The sequence below is a fragment of the Shinella zoogloeoides genome, from assembly GCF_003574625.1.
GTDB classification, from domain to species: Bacteria; Pseudomonadota; Alphaproteobacteria; order Rhizobiales; family Rhizobiaceae; genus Shinella; species Shinella zoogloeoides_A.
The window spans coordinates 561,974-577,768 of the sequence record NZ_QNUJ01000001.1; the positions used below are offsets into that span (position 1 = coordinate 561,974).

The window sequence follows — 15,795 nt, forward strand, 5'->3', positions numbered from 1 at the left end:
AGACAGAACATGTATCCTGATACCCAACTCTTCATCGCCGGCGAATGGACGAACGGCTCAGACGGTGAAACGCTCGCGGTTCTCAATCCGGCGACCGGCGGCGAAATCGGCCGTGTCGCGAAAGCGACCACCCGCGACATGGATCGTGCGCTCGCAGCCGCTGCCAAAGCCTTCGAACAGTGGCGCAAGACGACGGCACGCGACCGCGCAAAACTGCTCCATGCGGCCGCCGACAAGCTGCGTGCCCGTATCGATGATATCGCGCCCGTCCTGACCATGGAACAGGGCAAGCCGCTTGCCGAAGCCCGGTCGGAACTGCGCAACGCCGATGATGTCATCCGATGGTTCGCGGAAGAGGCCATCCGCTCCTACGGCCGCATCATCCCGGCGCGCAAGCCCGGCGTGCAGCAGATGGTCATGAAGGAGCCGATCGGCGTGGTCGCTGCGTTCACGCCCTGGAACTATCCGGTCGCCCAGGCGATCCGCAAGATTTGCGCGGCTCTTGCCGCCGGCTGCACGGTCATCCTGAAGGCCGCCGAAGAGGCGCCGGCCTCCTGCGCAGCCATGGTTCGCGCCTTTGCCGATGCCGGTTTCCCTGATGGCGCGATCAACCTTCTCTACGGCACACCTTCGGAAATTTCCGAGTATCTCATTCCGCATCCGGTGATCCGCAAGGTGTCCTTCACCGGTTCGACGCCGGTCGGCAAACATCTGACCGCGGTCGCCGGCGCCCACATGAAGCGGGTGACGATGGAGCTGGGCGGCCATGCGCCGTACATCGTCTGCGCCGATGCGGACCTTTCGTCCGCGGTTTCGATGCTGGCCGGCCACAAGTTCCACAATGCGGGCCAGGTCTGCATCGCGCCGACGCGCGTGCTGGTGGAAGAGCCTGTCTTCGACACTGTCCTCGAAGACTTCGTCACCGCGGCGAAGGCCGTGAAGGTGGGAGATGGTCTTTCCGACGGTATCGACATGGGGCCGATGGCGAATGCCCGCCGCCTCGACGCGATGGACCGACTGATCGGCGACGCGGTCGCCAAGGGCGGCCGCCTGCTGACTGGCGGCAACCGCATCGGCAATGCCGGCTTCTTCTTCGAGCCGACGGTGCTGGCCGACGTGCCGCAGGACGCCGCGATCATGAACGAGGAGCCGTTTGGGCCTGTCGCGGTCGTCAACCGTTTCGCGGCGGTGGATGCGGCAATTGCCGAGGCGAACCGGTTGCCGTTCGGCTTGGCCGCCTATGCCTTCACGCGGTCCCAGAGACACGCGCAGCGTTTCGCCGAAGACATCGAAACGGGCATGCTTTCGATCAACGATTACGGCCTTGCCTATGCGGAGGTTCCCTTCAACGGCGTGAAGGATTCCGGGTACGGCTCCGAGGGCGGGCCTGAGGCACTTGAGACATTCCAGACGATCAAGTTCGTTTCACAGACGAATTTGTGAAAATCACAAAAATGAAATCTTGACTTCATTTTTTCATTAGTGTGAATTTCGTTCTGAAGTGAACACACAGGAAAGACCCTCTCTGCCATGTCCCAGAACGCCTATGCCCTCCCGCAGCGCGCGCCCCTCTATCAGGCGCCGCCGTTCGATTACAAAGCCTTCAGCAAGGTCAGCGTGTTCTGCCGCGTTGACGAGGCGGCGATCCGCGCGGCTTTGCCGGCGCAGTTCGACGTCCGGGGCGACGTTATCGAATTCTTCATCATGGACGTGCCGGCCGGCGGCGCGCTCGGGTCCTATGCGGAAGGCGGCATCGTGGTGCCGATGAGCTACCAGGGTCGCCCGGGCGGTCACGTGCTGTACGAGATCGTCACCAATGATGACTCCATGGCGGTCGGCCGCGAGGTCTGGGGTTATCCGAAGAAAATGGGCGAAGTCGAGTGGAAGGCGAGCGAAACGGCAGTCACGGCCAAGCTCTCGCGCCGCGGCACGTCGTTGATCGAGATCGACTTCAAGGCTGATGGTCCGGCCTTCGAGAAGCCGGCTCTACACCCGCGTTTCCAGACCCGTATCATTCCGTCGCCGGAAAATGCGGCCGTCGAGACGCAGATCATCGAAAACTCGCTCGGTCAGTCCGAAACGCTCCGTCATGCCCTCGGCAGGGCCGAGATCAAGATCGGTGGCAGCGCCAGCGATCCGTTCTCCGACTTCCAGATTCGCGAGATCGTCGGTGCGGAAATGATCGTCGCCAACTTCGTCCTCGGCTTCGGCAAGATCGTCGGCTGAAAACGAGCTGAACAGGGAACCGTACACATGATGTGTGCAAATGCGCCCGAAAAGATGTTCAGGCTCGATGAAAAGCGGGTCTTCATCACCGGTGGCGGTGGTGGCATCGGTCGCGCTGCGGCGCTGATGTTCGCTGCTTTCGGGGCGCATGTGGTGGTTCTCGATCGGGATCGGCCGGCGGCGGAAGCCGTTTGCCGGGAGGTGCAGGAGGCTGGCGGTGCGGCGACAGCCTTCGCCCTCGACGTTACCGATGAGGGCGATGTTCTGGCTGTCTTCGCCGCGGCGGAGCAGGAGGCAGGCGGTCTCGACATTCTGGTCAACAATGCGGGCATCTCGATCCGACGACCATCGATCGAGCTTGCGATCGAAGATTGGAACAGCGTCGTCTCGGTCAATTTGACGGGCATGTTCTTGTGCTCGCGGACGGCTGCCCGCTCCTGGATCGCTCGGGGCATGCCCGGCGTGGTGATCAACACGGCCTCGATCATGAGCTATTCGGGTGGTGGCCTCCATCCGAACCTCTCGTATCAATCGACCAAGGCCGGCGTGGTGAACCTCACCCGGACGCTGGCCGTCGAATGGGCCGATCACGACATTCGCGTCAACGCGGTGGCGCCGACCTGGGTTCGCACGCCTCTGATCGATCATTTGATGGCCGACGGATCGCAGATGGAAAAGATCCGCAGCCTGACGCCACTGAAGCGCCTGGCCGAACCGGACGAGGTGGCCTCCGCCATGATTTTTCTGGCCGGACCGGCCTCGGCAATGACTACCGGCCACGTGCTGGCGGTTGACGGTGGTTATCTCGCGAAATGAGGAAGGGAAGGGAAACTTCAGGTAGTCGCGTGCCTGGTCACTTCTGTGAAGAATGTGCCGAATAATTTCATGCGTGCGTTGCCCGGACGGGAGTTCCGTGCGACGAATCTCAACGAGCAAAAGGGGAACCAAAATGAACAGAACCCATATACTTCTTTCTGCCGCAGCACTCCTCTTCGCCTCCGGTGCCATGCCGGTGCTGGCAGATGACATCGTGCTGGGTGGCAGTGCGCCGATGTCCGGCGCACAGGCCGAGTTCGGCCAGTCGCAGATCGACGGCGCCCAGCTCTATTTCGACCAGCTCAACGAGAAGGGCGGCATCAAGGGCAACAAGGTGGTCTTCCGCCCGCTCGATGATCGCGCCGACCCGCGTCAGGGAACGCTCGTTGCCCAGCAGTTCTGCGACGACAGCGCCGTCATCGGCGTCATCGGCCACATGAACAGCGGCGTCACCATGCCTGCCCTCGATATCTACTCGGAATGCGGCATGCCGCAGGTCGTCCCCGCGACCAACCCGGAACTCATGCGCATGGGCTTTAAGACCGTTGTGCGCCCCGTCGCAAACGACTTCGTGCAGGGCGCATTGCCGGCGAAATATGTGACGGAGAAGCTCGGCCTGAAGAATGCCGTGCTCGTGCATGACAAGACCGTCTTCGGCCAGGGCATCGCGGGCGTCTTCAAGGACAATTTCGAGGCCGGCGGCGGCAAAATCTCCGGTACCTTCGGCACGAACCCCGAGGACGTCGATTTCTCGGCGCTGATCGCCTCCATCAAGCTGGAAAACCCCGATGTCGTCTATATGGGCGCCGGCATGCCGCAGCTTGCCCTGTTCCTCAAGCAGATGCGCGAGCAGGGCCTGAAGGCCCAGTTCATCGGCCCGGATATCGGTTTTACCGTCGATTTCATCACACAGGTCGGTGCAGCGTCCGCTGAGGGTGCGCTCATGACCTTCCAGCTTCCGCCCTACGATTCCTCGCCGGAACTGAAGGACTTCTCCGACCGCCACCAGGCCCGCTTCGGCCGTGCACCCGGTCCCTATGCCTCGCTCGGCTTCGCCAATGCGCAGGTGATGGCCGCCGCGGTGGAAAAGGCTGAAAGCCTGGACCGCACGGGCGTTCTCGCGCAGTTGCATGGCGTGACGGTAGAGACATTGCTCGGCCCGGTCGCTTTCGATGAGAATGGTGAAAACACCACCGCGCCGATGTACCTCTACGTCGTCAAGGACGGCAAGTTCGAACTGATCAAGCAGTAATCAGCTGGACATTTGTTCAACGGGGCCGGCGCAGTCCGTGCCGGCCCGTCGTCATAGAGGCGATCCCCTTGTTTGACTACTTTCTCCAACAGCTGATCTTCGCGCTCGCTATCGGTGCTATCTACGGATTGATCGCCCTTGGCTACACGATGGTCTACGGCGTGATGCGCCTGATCAACTTCGCCCATGGCGAGTTCTTCATGCTCGGCCCGTATATATACACGTTCATTTTCAGTGGGCTTATCGGCCTGGGTGGTTTGGCGCCGGTGCTCGATTCCGCCGTCGCGATCATCGCGAGTTTCGTTATCGTCGGCCTGCTCGGCGTGGCGATCGAGCGCTTCGCCTACCGGCCGCTGCGCGCCTATGGCCGCCTTGCGCCGATGTTGAGCGCGCTCGGCATGTCCATCGTGCTGCAGAGTGCGGTGCGTGTGACGGTCGGCCCGCAGCCGGTGCATTTCCCGGCGATCGTGCCAAGCACACCGATCGATGCGCTCGGCGGCATGGTGACAACGGTACAGTTCGGTATCCTCGTCGCTGCGGTCCTGTTGATGGTGGGCTTGACGCTCTTCGTCAACGGCACGCGCCTCGGTATCTGGATCCGTGCGGCGTCCGAGAGTTGGACGACATCGAGCCTGCTCGGCATCCGTGTCAACCGCGCTGTCAGCCTTGTCTTCTTCATCGGCCCCGGGCTCGGGGCCATGGCCGGCATCATGTACGCATCTTACTATGGCATCATGCAGCCGACCATGGGCTCCGTCATCGGCCTGAAGGCTTTCACAGCGGCCATTCTCGGCGGCATCGGGTCCATTCCGGGCGCAATGCTCGGCGGCTTCCTGCTCGGCGCTATCGAGACTTTCGGCACGGCCTTCCTGCCGATTATCTCCTTCGGCTACATCGGCACGGAATATCGCGATGTCTTCGCCTTCGCCGTTCTCATTCTCGTTCTTCTGTTCAAGCCCGCCGGCTTGCTCGGCGAGACCGTCTCGGAAGAAACGACCGTTGCAAAGAAGGATTACTGATCCATGGGGAATTCGGTGATCGCCCGGCGGCTCAGTCTTCTTGCGGTTCTCGCGCTTTGCGTGGTTCTGTTGGCGCTGGTGCCGTACCTTCCATCCTACTACGTCCGCGTCGTGGACAGTATCCTGATCTACATCATCCTGGCTGTCGGCCTGAACCTCGTGGTCGGTTACGCAGGTCTGCTCGATCTTGGCTTCATCGCTTTCTACGCGGTGGGCGCTTATGCCTATGCCCTGCTTGCCAGCGGGCAATTCGACATCCACCTGCCGTTTGTCGTCATCCTGTTCATAGGAGCCGCAGCCGGCGCCATAGCGGGGATCCTGCTCGGGTTTCCGGTTCTGAAGCTGCGCGGTGACTATCTCGCCATCGTCACGCTCTCCTTCGGCGAGATCATCCGCATTGCCATCAACAATGCCGATGACCTGACCAACGGTCCGCAGGGTATTGCCGGCCTCGACCGGGCGAGCCTCTTCGGCCTGCCGCTAACCAGCCCGGTGCATTTCTACTGGCTGCTGCTCATGCTGGCCATCATCGTCTGCGCTGGCGTCTACTACATGGAACGCTCAATCCTCGGGAAAGCCTGGCGGGCGCTGCGCGAGGACCAGGACGTGGTGCGTGGCCTCGGCATCAACACCACGACGCTGAAGCTGCTGGCCTTTGCGCTGAGTGCCGCCATCGGCGGTGCCGGCGGCGTGATCTTCGGCTCCTTCCAACGCTTCGTCAGCCCGGAAAGCTTCACCTTCCAGGAGTCGTTGCTCGTCGTGCTGATCATCATCATCGGCGGCGTTGGTAATATCGTCGGCGTCATCGCCGGGGCCGTGGTGCTCATCGTGCTGCCGGAAGTCCTGCATTTCGCCGCGCAATATCGCCTGCTGATCTATGGCGTCGTCCTCGTGACCGTTATCGTTCTTCGTCCTGCCGGTCTCGTCTCGCCCCGCTTCAACCTCGGCTTCATCATTCGAAAGGTCCGGAACCTATGGCTCTCGCCCTCGAAAACGTAAGCAAGCATTTCGGTTCACTCGTCGCGATCCGGAGCCTGTCGTTGTCCTTCGACGTCGGTTCGATCTATTCGATCATCGGGCCGAACGGTGCCGGCAAATCCACCGTCGTCAACATGATCGCCGGCTCCTATTCGGTGACATCAGGTACGATCCGGCTGGGCGCGACGGCGCTCAACAGGTTGCCGAAGCACCGCATCGCCCAGCTCGGCGTGTCGCGCACCTACCAGAACCTCCGCCTCTTCGACGGCATGACGGTTCTCGAGAATCTCGAGGTCTGCTTCTTCCCGCAGTCGTGGTTGACCTTCCTGACCGGTGCGAAACGGCTGAGTAAGGCCGAGCGGCTCGAGGTCTGCCACGCCTGCCTCACCGAATTTCATCTTTCGGATGTGGCGGATGTTCTGGCCGGCGACCTGCCGTACGGGCGGCAGAAGATCCTCGAACTGGCGCGCGCCTTCGTCACACAGGCGCCGATCGTGCTGCTGGACGAGCCGGCCGCTGGCCTCAACCATACCGAAACGAAGGACATGGCGGCGATGATCGCCGGCCTGAGACGTGAAGACCGCGCGATCATCCTCGTCGAACACGACATGGACATGGTGATGTCCATTTCCGACCGGATCGACGTCTTGAACTATGGCGAGCTGCTTTGCTCCGGCACGCCGGATCTGGTGCGCACGAACGAAAGAGTGCAGGAGGCCTATCTTGGAACCACGGAAGAACTCGACGATATCCGCAAGCTTGCTCAAAGTCGCCGGGCTCAAGGCGGGTTACGGGCGAACGCAGGTATTGTTCGGTATTGATCTGGAAGTCCGCGCCGGCGAGATCGTCACGATCATCGGCGCGAACGGCGCGGGGAAGACATCGACCCTGCGCTCGATTTCCGGCCTGACACAGATCTATTCCGGTGAGATCGAGTTTAAGGGCCGGCCGATCAAGGGCCTGCCGCCTGAAGAGATCACCCGCCTCGGTCTCGCCCATTGCCCGGAGGGTCGCCAGATCCTCCAGCGGCTGACGGTCGAGGAGAACCTGCTGGCCGGCTACATCCCCGGTCGTGGGCGCGGCTTCGACGAGATCAGGACCCAGGTCTACGACATGTTCCCGATCCTCAGGGAGAGGCGGCATTCGCTGGCGAGCCGGATGAGCGGCGGCCAGCAGCAGATGCTGGCGATCGGCCGCTCGCTGATGGCGACGCCCGAGCTCCTGATGCTGGATGAGCCTTCGCTCGGTCTGGCGCCGAAGATCATCAACCAGATCTTCGAGATCATTATCACGCTGTCGAAATCCGGCATCAGCCTCATCGTTGTCGAGCAGAATGCCGCGGTGGCCCTGGAAATCGCCGACTATGCCTATGTGATCGATGCCGGTTGCTGCTCGGTGGAGGGGGGCGCCAACAATGTGCTCAACGACCCCGATCTCAAGGCTGCCTATCTCGGCGCCTGACAGGGCATATACGGAGGAAACATGCCTAAGGTCCAGACATCCGTCCTGATCTCCGGCGCGGCCTCCGGGATCGGGCGGGCAACCGCGATTTATCTGGCTAAAGACGGTGTCGCGCTCACCCTGTTCGATCGCAACGCGTCGGCGATGGCGGAGGTAGCAAGCGCCTGCCAAAGCCGGGGAGCGGCGGTCATTGCGGTGGTGGGTGACGCGTCGGCGGACAACGACGTCGGGAGTGCGGTCGGCCGGGCTGTCGAAGGACACGGCCTTCTCTCCGGTGTTGTCGCCGCAGCCGGCGTTGCACGGAAAGGTGACGTCACGACGCTAACCGACGAGACCTGGGAGATCACGCTGGCTGTGAACCTGACAGGCCCTTTCCTGCTGGCGCGGCATGCGGTTCCGCATCTGTTGCACAACCCGTCCTCCGCCTTCGTCGCGGTCAGTTCGGACTCCGGTGTGCGTGGTTCACGTGGTTATGCCGCCTACAGCGCATCAAAGCATGGTGTGGTCGGCCTGATCCGTTGCATGGCGCTCGATCATGGCCCCGAAGGCCTGCGCAGCAACGTCGTCTGCCCGAGCTTCGTCGACACGCCGATGGCTGACGGTCTCCTGAAGGAAAGCTGCGGCGGCTACGACCGAGCCTTCTACGAGCGCCGCGTGCCGCTCGGCCGTTTCGCCCGGCCGGAGGAAGTGGCTGATGCGATCGGCCACCTGCTGTCGCCGCAGGCGAGTTATGCCAACGGTATGGTCTATATGTTGGATGGCGGCACCACGGCGGGAACGTTTGGCTGAGATGGCCTGGTAGATGGGGACAACCGGCCCGGTGGGGATTGCAATCCAAGGCTGGCGTTGACTTCGATGAAGTGTTTGATCAATTCCATCATTCAAGTGAATTTATCAGGTTATGCTCGATGTCCAATTCTGTTTTCGAAGCCCCGACGCCCGATCATGTAGGCAAGACGCTGCGTGAACTTCGACGCTCACGACGCATTACCATCCAGCAGCTTGCCGAAGGGCTGAACCGTTCAACGGGTTATGTCAGCCAGCTCGAACGCGGCCTGTCGCAGCCGACACTGAAGGACTTGTACGCAGCCTGTACGATCTTCGGCGTGCCGATGAGTTGGTTTGTCGATCTGGAAGAGAAGCAACCGGACGCCGAGCGCGAAAAGGATATCGTCGTTCGCAGCGGGCAACGCCGCTTCATGCTGCATCGCGGTGCACGAACCGAACTCCTGACGCCGCAGCTCGATTCCGATGTCGAATTCATGATGTCGACTTTCGAACCCGGTCTTGAGACGGAACCCAAGAACGTGCCGACGTCCGGCGCCGAATACGGGTACATTCTCAAGGGGCGTCTGGAGCTCTGGGTGGATGAAGAAAAGTTCGAGCTCGTCGAGGGCGACAGCTACCGCTTCAATCGCTCGTCGACCTACCGCTCCCACAATCCCTCAAAGACTGAACCGACCATCATCATCTGGGTCGGCGTTTACAAGTAGGTCACGGCAGGCGTAGACGCATGGCATCTCCCCTTTTCGATCCCGCGGCATTTTTGGGCAAGGTTGCCTTCGTTTCAGGCGCCGCTTCGGGTATCGGCGCTGCGACTGCCCGCAGACTAGCCGATCTCGGTGCGAAGCTCGTTCTCGTGGATCGGGATAAGATACGTCTGGACGCCTTCGCCAAGACGCTCCCATCGGAGACCGTGCTGGCGGTCGAAGTCGATGTCACAACGATAGCCAGCGTGGAAGAGGCTATCAAGCGTGGTGTCGACAAGTTCGGCGGCCTGGATTTCGCCGTCAATTCCGCCGGCATCGACTTGCCGCGCTGCGCAACCGCGTCTTATCCGTCTGAGCAATGGGACAGGATCATTGCGGTCAACCTGACCGGCGTGTTCAACGCGGTGCGGCACCAGGTTCCGGCCATGCTGGTGCGCGGCGGTGGTTCCATCGTCAATGTCTCTTCCATCATGGGGTTTCGCGGCTTTGCCGGCCAGCCGGCGTACACTGCCGCCAAACATGGCGTCATCGGCCTCACCAAGGCAGCCGCCCTCGACCATGCAGCACAAGGCATCCGCATCAACGCTGTCGCGCCGGGCTTTATCGACACGCCGCTGCTGGGACATTTGAACGACGAAAAACGCCGGGCCGCTGCCGCACTTCATCCGATGCAGCGGGTCGGGCAGGCGGACGAGATCACCAATGTCATTCTCTTCCTGCTATCCGATGCCTCGTCCTTCGTCACCGGCGCATGCTTCGATGCCGATGGCGGGTACCTCGCGAAATGATGGCCCTGTTCCGCCTGCTTCAATGAAAGATGGAGTCAGCGGTTCGTATCCCTTCAAGAGCTTAATAGGGACATGTCGGCGCGAAATGGTTTGGGTTCACTATGGGTTTTGTCATGCAATTGCATTGCCTTATCCTTGGATGTGGAGATAACTATGGCTGCAAACGCACTTGTCCAAGCACGCATTGATTCTGAAGTCCGCGATCGTGCCTCCGCCGTGCTTGAGAGCATGGGGCTTACGGTATCTGATGCGGTGCGTGTCCTGCGTATGCCGTTACCGAAACGACATACGTATTCTTCGCGTCCTACATGGCGCGCAGGAATGGCCAGACTCATTGCCAACCGGGTGATTCGACGCCAATCAGTCGGGCGGTAGCTCCTGCCCTTTCAAGAGCTTTGGTTAGCTGTATTTTTTGTTTCGTCCCGCGGCCCCAACGGCGAGGCCGCTTCCTCGATGAGCCAGTCGATGAAGGAACTGACCTCGGCGGTTTCGCGCTTCACGTCGGGGCAGATGCAATAGTAGTTGTGAAGAGCTGGCACGATCAGGCGGAGCGGCTGCACGAGCCGGCCTTCGTCGAGATCGCGTGCCGACACGACTTCATCGCTAAGCGCTACGCCAAAGCCATCTCTAGCTGCCTGGAGTACAATGCCGAAATCGTCGAAATGCACGTCGGACTCGCCGGCATAGGGAATGCCTGCTTCGGCTTGCCAGCGTCGCCACTGCGAGCCGTCGTCCTCATGCAGTAACCGATGAAAGGCGAGGTCCGAGGGCTGGCGGATGGCGTTCGGCCCGCGCAGGAGTTGCGGGCTGCAAACCGGCGTCATGTGGATGCCGTGCAGCAGACGCCACCAGAAGCCCGGCCATGGCGGCATGCCGTAGATGATCGCGACATCGGTCTTGCGCCAGTCGACGCCGTGGAAATGGCTAGAGGTCAAAACCTTCAGCTGGAAATTCGGGCTTTCAGCCATGAAGGTGAAAAGCCTGGTGGCAAGCCAGGCAACGCCGTGTACCTGCGGGATGGAGATGGTCAGGGCCCGCTTTGGCGCTCCGCCATATTTATGCGCCGACAGCTGACGCACGCCGGTGTGGATGGCCTCCATGGCGCTGGCCACGGAGCGCTGGAGTTGGCTCCCGCTCGGCGTCAAAGCCAGTTGCCGGCCGCGTTTTTGAAAGAGATCGACGCCGAGCGTCACCTGGAGAGCGCGGATCTGCTGGCTGATGGCGCCCGGCGTCACATGCAGCTCGGCCGCCGCCGCGCTGACATTGCCAAGCCGCGCGACGCTTTCGAAAACGCGAAGTGCATGAAGGGGTGGCAGCGCCATCAGTCTCTTCCCTCAATTGATGTTCAACGGATCAGGCATTCTGGTCACGGCCCGGCCGTAGTTGCTCGACCACGCGGTCGGCCAGGGCGCGCAGCACGGGGTCGTTTGCACGATCGACCGGGCAGACGATGTAATATTCCCGCGCCGCATTGATCGTGGTGGAAAACGGCTGGATAAGCCGCCCTTCGCTCAGATAGCTTCGCGTCAGGACATCCGAGACCAGCGCCACGCCGCGGCCCTGAACGGCGGAAGCGATCGCCTGCGCCACCGAGTTCACCCGGACACGGGTGTTGCCCTCAAGGGCGATCCGTGCGGCGACGGACCATTTTGCCCATTCCCCACCGTCGTCTTCATGCAGCAGAGCGACGGAGCTCAGCTTTCTGTCGCGATTGCGCAGGTCGAGCCGCGGGAACAGGGTCGGCGAGCACACGGCACAGAGCCGGACTTCGCTGAGCAAGCGCCAGTATTTTCCGGTGAACGGTGGATTGTCGTAGACAACAGCCAGATCGTTCTCTGCCCAATCCACCTCCGCAGCGGTGATCGCCTCGTTGATGGTGAGGTTGGAAATACCATGCGACTGCGCGAAATCGACGACGGTTGCCGTCAGCCAGGCAATCCCGAGCGCGGTCGGTACGGAAACCGACAGCGCTGCGGGCTGGTCGCCGGCGGTTATTTTTCGCGATGCCCGTGTCGCCGTATCAAGCTGCCCCAGGGATATGGCGACGGTCTGCGAAAAATCCCTGCCCGCCTGGGTGAGGGCAACATTCCGGCCCGACTTTCGGAACAGAATGATGCCCGTCGCATCGCTCAGCTTCTTGAGCTGCAACGAAATGGCGCTCGGGCTGAGGTTCAGTTCCTCCGCCGCCTGGCGCACGCCGCCGAGGCGTGCAGTCGCTTCGAAAGCGGGCAGATATTGCAGGTAGGGCGGGAGGCGGCTCATCTGGATATCCGACTGTTCGTTTAGCATTATAGAACGGTATCGGTGATTTTAAATTGATTTTTTCAAACTATTAGGGGTGCTATCCCATCGACAAAGAGGAGCGTGGTCATGATCTCGGCAAAACCATTCGACTATCCCTATGACGGCAATCTCGATGTCCGCAAAACGGCGCTTGTCGTCATCGACCTGCAGGAGGATTTCCTTTCCACCACGGGCTATTTCGCAAAGCAGGGATATGATCCCGCACCGCTGCGCGCGATCCTTCCCGCGGTAAACCAGCTCATCGCTGCCTGCCGCGAGGCGGGCATCCTGATCATCCACACGCGACAGGGTTATCGCGAAGACCTCGCGGACATGACCCCTTACGAAAAATGGCGCCGGCAGCGGTCGGGTCTTGAGGGCACGACGGCGTTGCTGCGGTCGAGCCCCGGTTTCCAGATCGTTCCCGAACTCGATGTGCGACCGGAAGACATCATCGTCGACAAGACCTGCAACAGTGCCTTCACCTATACCGATTTCGAGCATGTCTTGCGCGCACAGGGCATTACACATCTGTTGTTTTCCGGCTGCACCACCGACGTCTGCGTTCACACGACGCTGCGCGAAGCCTGCGACCGGAATTTCCAGTGCCTGACGATCTCGGACGCCTGCGCCAGCGGCGATCAATATGCCCATGAGGCTGCCCTGCACATGGTCACCGTCGAGAACGGCATTTTCGGCGCGCTGACCGATACGGCGGCGGTGCTCGAAGGCCTGAAGAAGCTCAGGAATTCGAAGGCATGAGTGAGATCCAGAAATACGTTTCGCTGATGCGCCTGACGCAGAAGGGGCTTGACGAACTGACCGATAGCGCGAAGCGCCGGAAGGTCAGTGAGGACCGCGTCGCTGCGCTCGGCGGGCGGTCGATCGCCTTTTACGCCCTGCTTGGGAACTATGATTTCATGCAGGTTTTCGAAATGCCGAGCAATGAAGCGATGATGCAATACGTGCTTACGGCGCGCCGGGACGGCCATGTCGAGCCACTCATCCTCCCCGCATTCGACACCGAGACATACGGCCAGATTATCAACGCCGTAGGCTGATCAAACATTTTAGTTTTCCTGCGGTTTTTTGAGGAAAACATTTAGCTTGTTTGCGAAAGGCACTCGTATACGACTTCACAAAACACCGATGCAAGACATCAAAAACAAGGGAACACGACCATGATGAAAGCAACACTGGGAATGAAAATGTCGCTTCTGGCAGGCACTATATTTGCCGCCATGTCCAGCGCCGGTACCGCCCTCTCCGCCGATCAGAAACCCGATTTCGTATCGGGTGGCGTCTTGAAGATCTGCACCAGCGGCGAGTTCCCGCCGATGGAATATTATGAAAATCCGGGCGACAAGGACCTTGTCGGCTTCGAGATCGATGTCATGGATGCCATCGCCAAACGGTGGGGTGCGAAGGCCGAGTATGTCGTCGGCGACTTCAAGGGGCTGCTTCCGTCGCTCGATTCCAAGCGCTGCGACCTCGTCGCAAGCGGCATCATGATCACGCCGGCTCGCCTCGAAAAATACGACGGCATCCCGTATTTCGGCTCTCACGTCGTGCTTGTCACCGCGGCGAGCGACACGGAGACGAAAGTCCCGGCCGATGTCAGCGGCAAGATCATGGCGATCGAAGCCGGCACGACCTACGAAAAGACGGTCGCCGATCTCAATGCCGAACTGGAAGCAGCCGGCAAGGACCCGATCCAGGCACAGACCTACCCGTCCGCATCAGGCGTCATCGAGCAGATCCTGGTCGGCCGCGCGACCGCGACGATCACGCAGGACACGACCGCTGCCTATCGCATGCTGCAGGTGCCGGGCCGGCTGGCCATTCCCTACACCTATGAGGAAAGCGAGAACTACGGCATCTACCTGCGCAAAAGCGATGGCGACCGGCAGATGCTGAAAGAGGCGATCGAGGCCCTGCAGGCGAGCGGCGAGATGAAGGCGTTTCTCAAGAAGTGGAACCTGCCGGAAACCTCGACCAACGTTTCGCACGACGTGAACTGACGATAGGCGGTTTCCGTTGTTTGAGCTCGACCTCTTCCTGCAGGCGATCTTCAGCGCCCCCCTTTTCAAGGGGGCGCTCCTGACGATTGGCCTCTCCCTCTGTGTCATGGCCGTGTCCCTCGTGCTCGGCATGGGGCTTGGCTCCATGGCAGGCTCGCCGCGCCGCTCCGCCCGTTGGCTGGCGACGCTCTATGTCTGGCTGTTCCGCGGCGCACCGGCATTGCTCGTGCTGCTGTTCGTGTGGAACGGCCTGCCGCAGATCTCCGAAATCTTTCGGGCCGGCTGGTTCACGCCGTTCTTCGCGGCCTTCCTGGCGCTGTCCCTGATCCAGATCGCCTATCTGGCGGAGATCCTGCGAAGTGCCTTTGCCGCCGTCGGACATGGGCAGCGCGAGGGTGCGGCGGCGCTCGGCATGCACCGCTGGCAGATCTTCCTCGTCATCACCATGCCGCAGGCGCTTCGCATCGCGGTCCCCTCGCTGATGAACGAGTTCATCTCTCTGTTGAAGACCACGTCGCTTGCGACCGTGATCTCGCTCAAGGAACTGATGACTGTCTCGCAGTTTGCGATCGCCACCAGCTTCCGCTTCCTGGAGTGGTACGGCGCGGCCCTTGTCTACTATCTCGTCATCGTCTCGGTGCTGACGCTCGCCCAGAACCGCATCGAATATGTGCTGTCGCGCGGCTATCGCTGATCGCCGCAAACCCACGGGTTGGATATGAACATGCAAACCGCAATTCAGGTTGCCGGCGTCAACAAATGGTATGGCGCCTTCCAGGTCCTCAAGGACATTGATCTGACTGTGAACAAGGGCGAACGCATTGTCATCTGTGGTCCGTCGGGCTCGGGAAAATCGACGCTGATCCGTTGCATGAATCGGCTGGAGGTGCATCAGGAAGGTTCGATTACTGTCAACGGGGTCGAGCTGACCAGTCAGCTCAAGCGCATCGATCGCGTGCGAAGCGACGTCGGCATGGTCTTCCAGCACTTCAACCTGTTCCCGCACCTGACGGTTCTGGAAAACTGCACGGTCGCCCAGCGCTGGGTGCGCAAGCTGCCGAAAAAGCAGGCGACCGAGATCGCCATGAAGTACCTTGAACGCGTGCACATTCCGGAAAAGGCCGACAAGTATCCCGGCCAGCTTTCCGGCGGACAGCAGCAGCGCGTCGCCATCGCGCGCGCCCTTTGCATGAACCCCAGCATCATGCTGTTCGACGAGCCGACTTCGGCGCTCGATCCCGAAATGGTCAAGGAAGTGCTGGACACGATGATCTCTCTTGCCGCCGATGGCATGACGATGATCTGCGTCACCCACGAGATGAACTTCGCGCGCGAGGTCGCCAGCGAAGTCGTCTTCATGGATGGTGGCCAGATCATCGAACGCAACAAGCCCGACATCCTGTTTTCCGCGCCGGCACATGAGCGCACAAGGCGCTTCCTCGGCAAGCTGCTGCATTGAGC

General features: G+C 61.0%; 18 protein-coding genes and 1 pseudogene. 17 read left to right on the forward strand and 2 right to left on the reverse strand.

Annotated elements, in window-relative coordinates; genetic code table 11:
• Positions 1–9 precede the first annotated feature (9 nt).
• From DSD28_RS02720 to DSD28_RS02775, 12 genes and pseudogenes are all read left to right on the forward strand, one after another.
• Positions 10–1,443, forward strand: a complete 1,434-nt coding sequence (locus DSD28_RS02720; RefSeq protein WP_119254798.1) for an NAD-dependent succinate-semialdehyde dehydrogenase — start codon at positions 10–12, stop codon at positions 1,441–1,443.
• Between the two features lie 87 nt (positions 1,444–1,530).
• Positions 1,531–2,226 carry an acetoacetate decarboxylase family protein gene (locus DSD28_RS02725; protein ID WP_119254799.1) on the forward strand — a complete coding sequence of 232 codons (696 nt, stop codon included), beginning with the start codon at positions 1,531–1,533 and terminating at the stop codon, positions 2,224–2,226.
• Positions 2,227–2,253: 27 nt separating this feature from the next.
• Positions 2,254–3,042 carry an SDR family NAD(P)-dependent oxidoreductase gene (locus DSD28_RS02730; protein ID WP_245424712.1) on the forward strand — a complete coding sequence of 263 codons (789 nt, stop codon included), beginning with the start codon at positions 2,254–2,256 and terminating at the stop codon, positions 3,040–3,042.
• A gap of 133 nt (positions 3,043–3,175) precedes the next feature.
• Complete coding sequence (locus DSD28_RS02735) at positions 3,176–4,294, forward strand: branched-chain amino acid ABC transporter substrate-binding protein (RefSeq protein WP_162911199.1); 1,119 nt, start codon at positions 3,176–3,178, stop codon at positions 4,292–4,294.
• Between the two features lie 68 nt (positions 4,295–4,362).
• Complete coding sequence (locus DSD28_RS02740) at positions 4,363–5,313, forward strand: branched-chain amino acid ABC transporter permease (RefSeq protein WP_119254801.1); 951 nt, start codon at positions 4,363–4,365, stop codon at positions 5,311–5,313.
• Positions 5,314–5,316: 3 nt separating this feature from the next.
• The gene (locus DSD28_RS02745; protein WP_119254802.1) at positions 5,317–6,312 is read left to right on the forward strand and encodes a branched-chain amino acid ABC transporter permease; all 996 of its coding nucleotides are present in this window, start codon (positions 5,317–5,319) and stop codon (positions 6,310–6,312) included.
• Positions 6,313–6,353: 41 nt separating this feature from the next.
• Positions 6,354–7,112 carry an ABC transporter ATP-binding protein gene (locus tag DSD28_RS02750; RefSeq protein WP_162911200.1) on the forward strand — a complete coding sequence of 253 codons (759 nt, stop codon included), beginning with the start codon at positions 6,354–6,356 and terminating at the stop codon, positions 7,110–7,112.
• Entirely contained in the window at positions 7,051–7,752 is a 702-nt protein-coding gene (locus DSD28_RS02755; RefSeq protein ID WP_205536140.1) for an ABC transporter ATP-binding protein, read from the forward strand. The genes DSD28_RS02750 and DSD28_RS02755 overlap by 62 nt, the downstream gene beginning before the upstream one ends.
• A 21-nt stretch (positions 7,753–7,773) precedes the next feature.
• Positions 7,774–8,541, forward strand: coding sequence for an SDR family NAD(P)-dependent oxidoreductase (locus DSD28_RS02760; RefSeq protein WP_119254805.1), 768 nt, complete (start codon positions 7,774–7,776; stop codon positions 8,539–8,541).
• 119 nt (positions 8,542–8,660) lie between these two features.
• Positions 8,661–9,245 (forward strand): helix-turn-helix domain-containing protein, encoded by a 585-nt coding sequence (locus DSD28_RS02765; RefSeq protein ID WP_117372207.1) that lies wholly within the window; start codon positions 8,661–8,663, stop codon positions 9,243–9,245.
• 20 nt (positions 9,246–9,265) lie between these two features.
• Complete coding sequence (locus DSD28_RS02770; RefSeq protein ID WP_119254806.1) at positions 9,266–10,030, forward strand: SDR family NAD(P)-dependent oxidoreductase; 765 nt, start codon at positions 9,266–9,268, stop codon at positions 10,028–10,030.
• A 153-nt stretch (positions 10,031–10,183) separates the two neighbouring features.
• A pseudogene (locus DSD28_RS02775) lies at positions 10,184–10,294 on the forward strand (type II toxin-antitoxin system RelB/DinJ family antitoxin); the annotation flags it as partial.
• A gap of 122 nt (positions 10,295–10,416) precedes the next feature.
• Here the strand turns inward: DSD28_RS02775 and DSD28_RS02780 are convergent.
• Both DSD28_RS02780 and DSD28_RS02785 read right to left on the reverse strand, forming a co-directional pair.
• Positions 10,417–11,352: a LysR substrate-binding domain-containing protein gene (locus tag DSD28_RS02780; RefSeq protein WP_119254807.1), complete on the reverse strand. Its 936-nt coding sequence runs from the start codon at positions 11,350–11,352 to the stop codon at positions 10,417–10,419.
• Between the two features lie 31 nt (positions 11,353–11,383).
• Positions 11,384–12,292, reverse strand: coding sequence for a LysR substrate-binding domain-containing protein (locus DSD28_RS02785; protein ID WP_245424713.1), 909 nt, complete (start codon positions 12,290–12,292; stop codon positions 11,384–11,386).
• Positions 12,293–12,400: 108 nt separating this feature from the next.
• On the opposite strand from DSD28_RS02785, the gene DSD28_RS02790 reads away from it, so the two are divergent.
• The 5 genes from DSD28_RS02790 (at position 12,401) to DSD28_RS02810 (ending at position 15,793) form a co-directional block, all read left to right on the forward strand.
• Positions 12,401–13,075: a cysteine hydrolase family protein gene (locus DSD28_RS02790; protein WP_119254809.1), complete on the forward strand. Its 675-nt coding sequence runs from the start codon at positions 12,401–12,403 to the stop codon at positions 13,073–13,075.
• Positions 13,072–13,374, forward strand: coding sequence for a GYD domain-containing protein (locus DSD28_RS02795; protein ID WP_119254810.1), 303 nt, complete (start codon positions 13,072–13,074; stop codon positions 13,372–13,374). Before DSD28_RS02790 ends, DSD28_RS02795 begins: the two co-directional genes overlap by 4 nt.
• Before the next feature lie 147 nt (positions 13,375–13,521).
• On the forward strand, positions 13,522–14,334 hold the full coding sequence (locus DSD28_RS02800) for a transporter substrate-binding domain-containing protein (RefSeq protein ID WP_245424714.1): 813 nt from the start codon (positions 13,522–13,524) through the stop codon (positions 14,332–14,334).
• Between the two features lie 16 nt (positions 14,335–14,350).
• Positions 14,351–15,028: an amino acid ABC transporter permease gene (locus tag DSD28_RS02805; RefSeq protein WP_119254812.1), complete on the forward strand. Its 678-nt coding sequence runs from the start codon at positions 14,351–14,353 to the stop codon at positions 15,026–15,028.
• Between the two features lie 24 nt (positions 15,029–15,052).
• A complete protein-coding gene (locus tag DSD28_RS02810) occupies positions 15,053–15,793 on the forward strand; it encodes an amino acid ABC transporter ATP-binding protein (protein WP_119254813.1) in 741 nt (246 codons plus the stop codon).
• Positions 15,794–15,795: the final 2 nt, after the last annotated feature.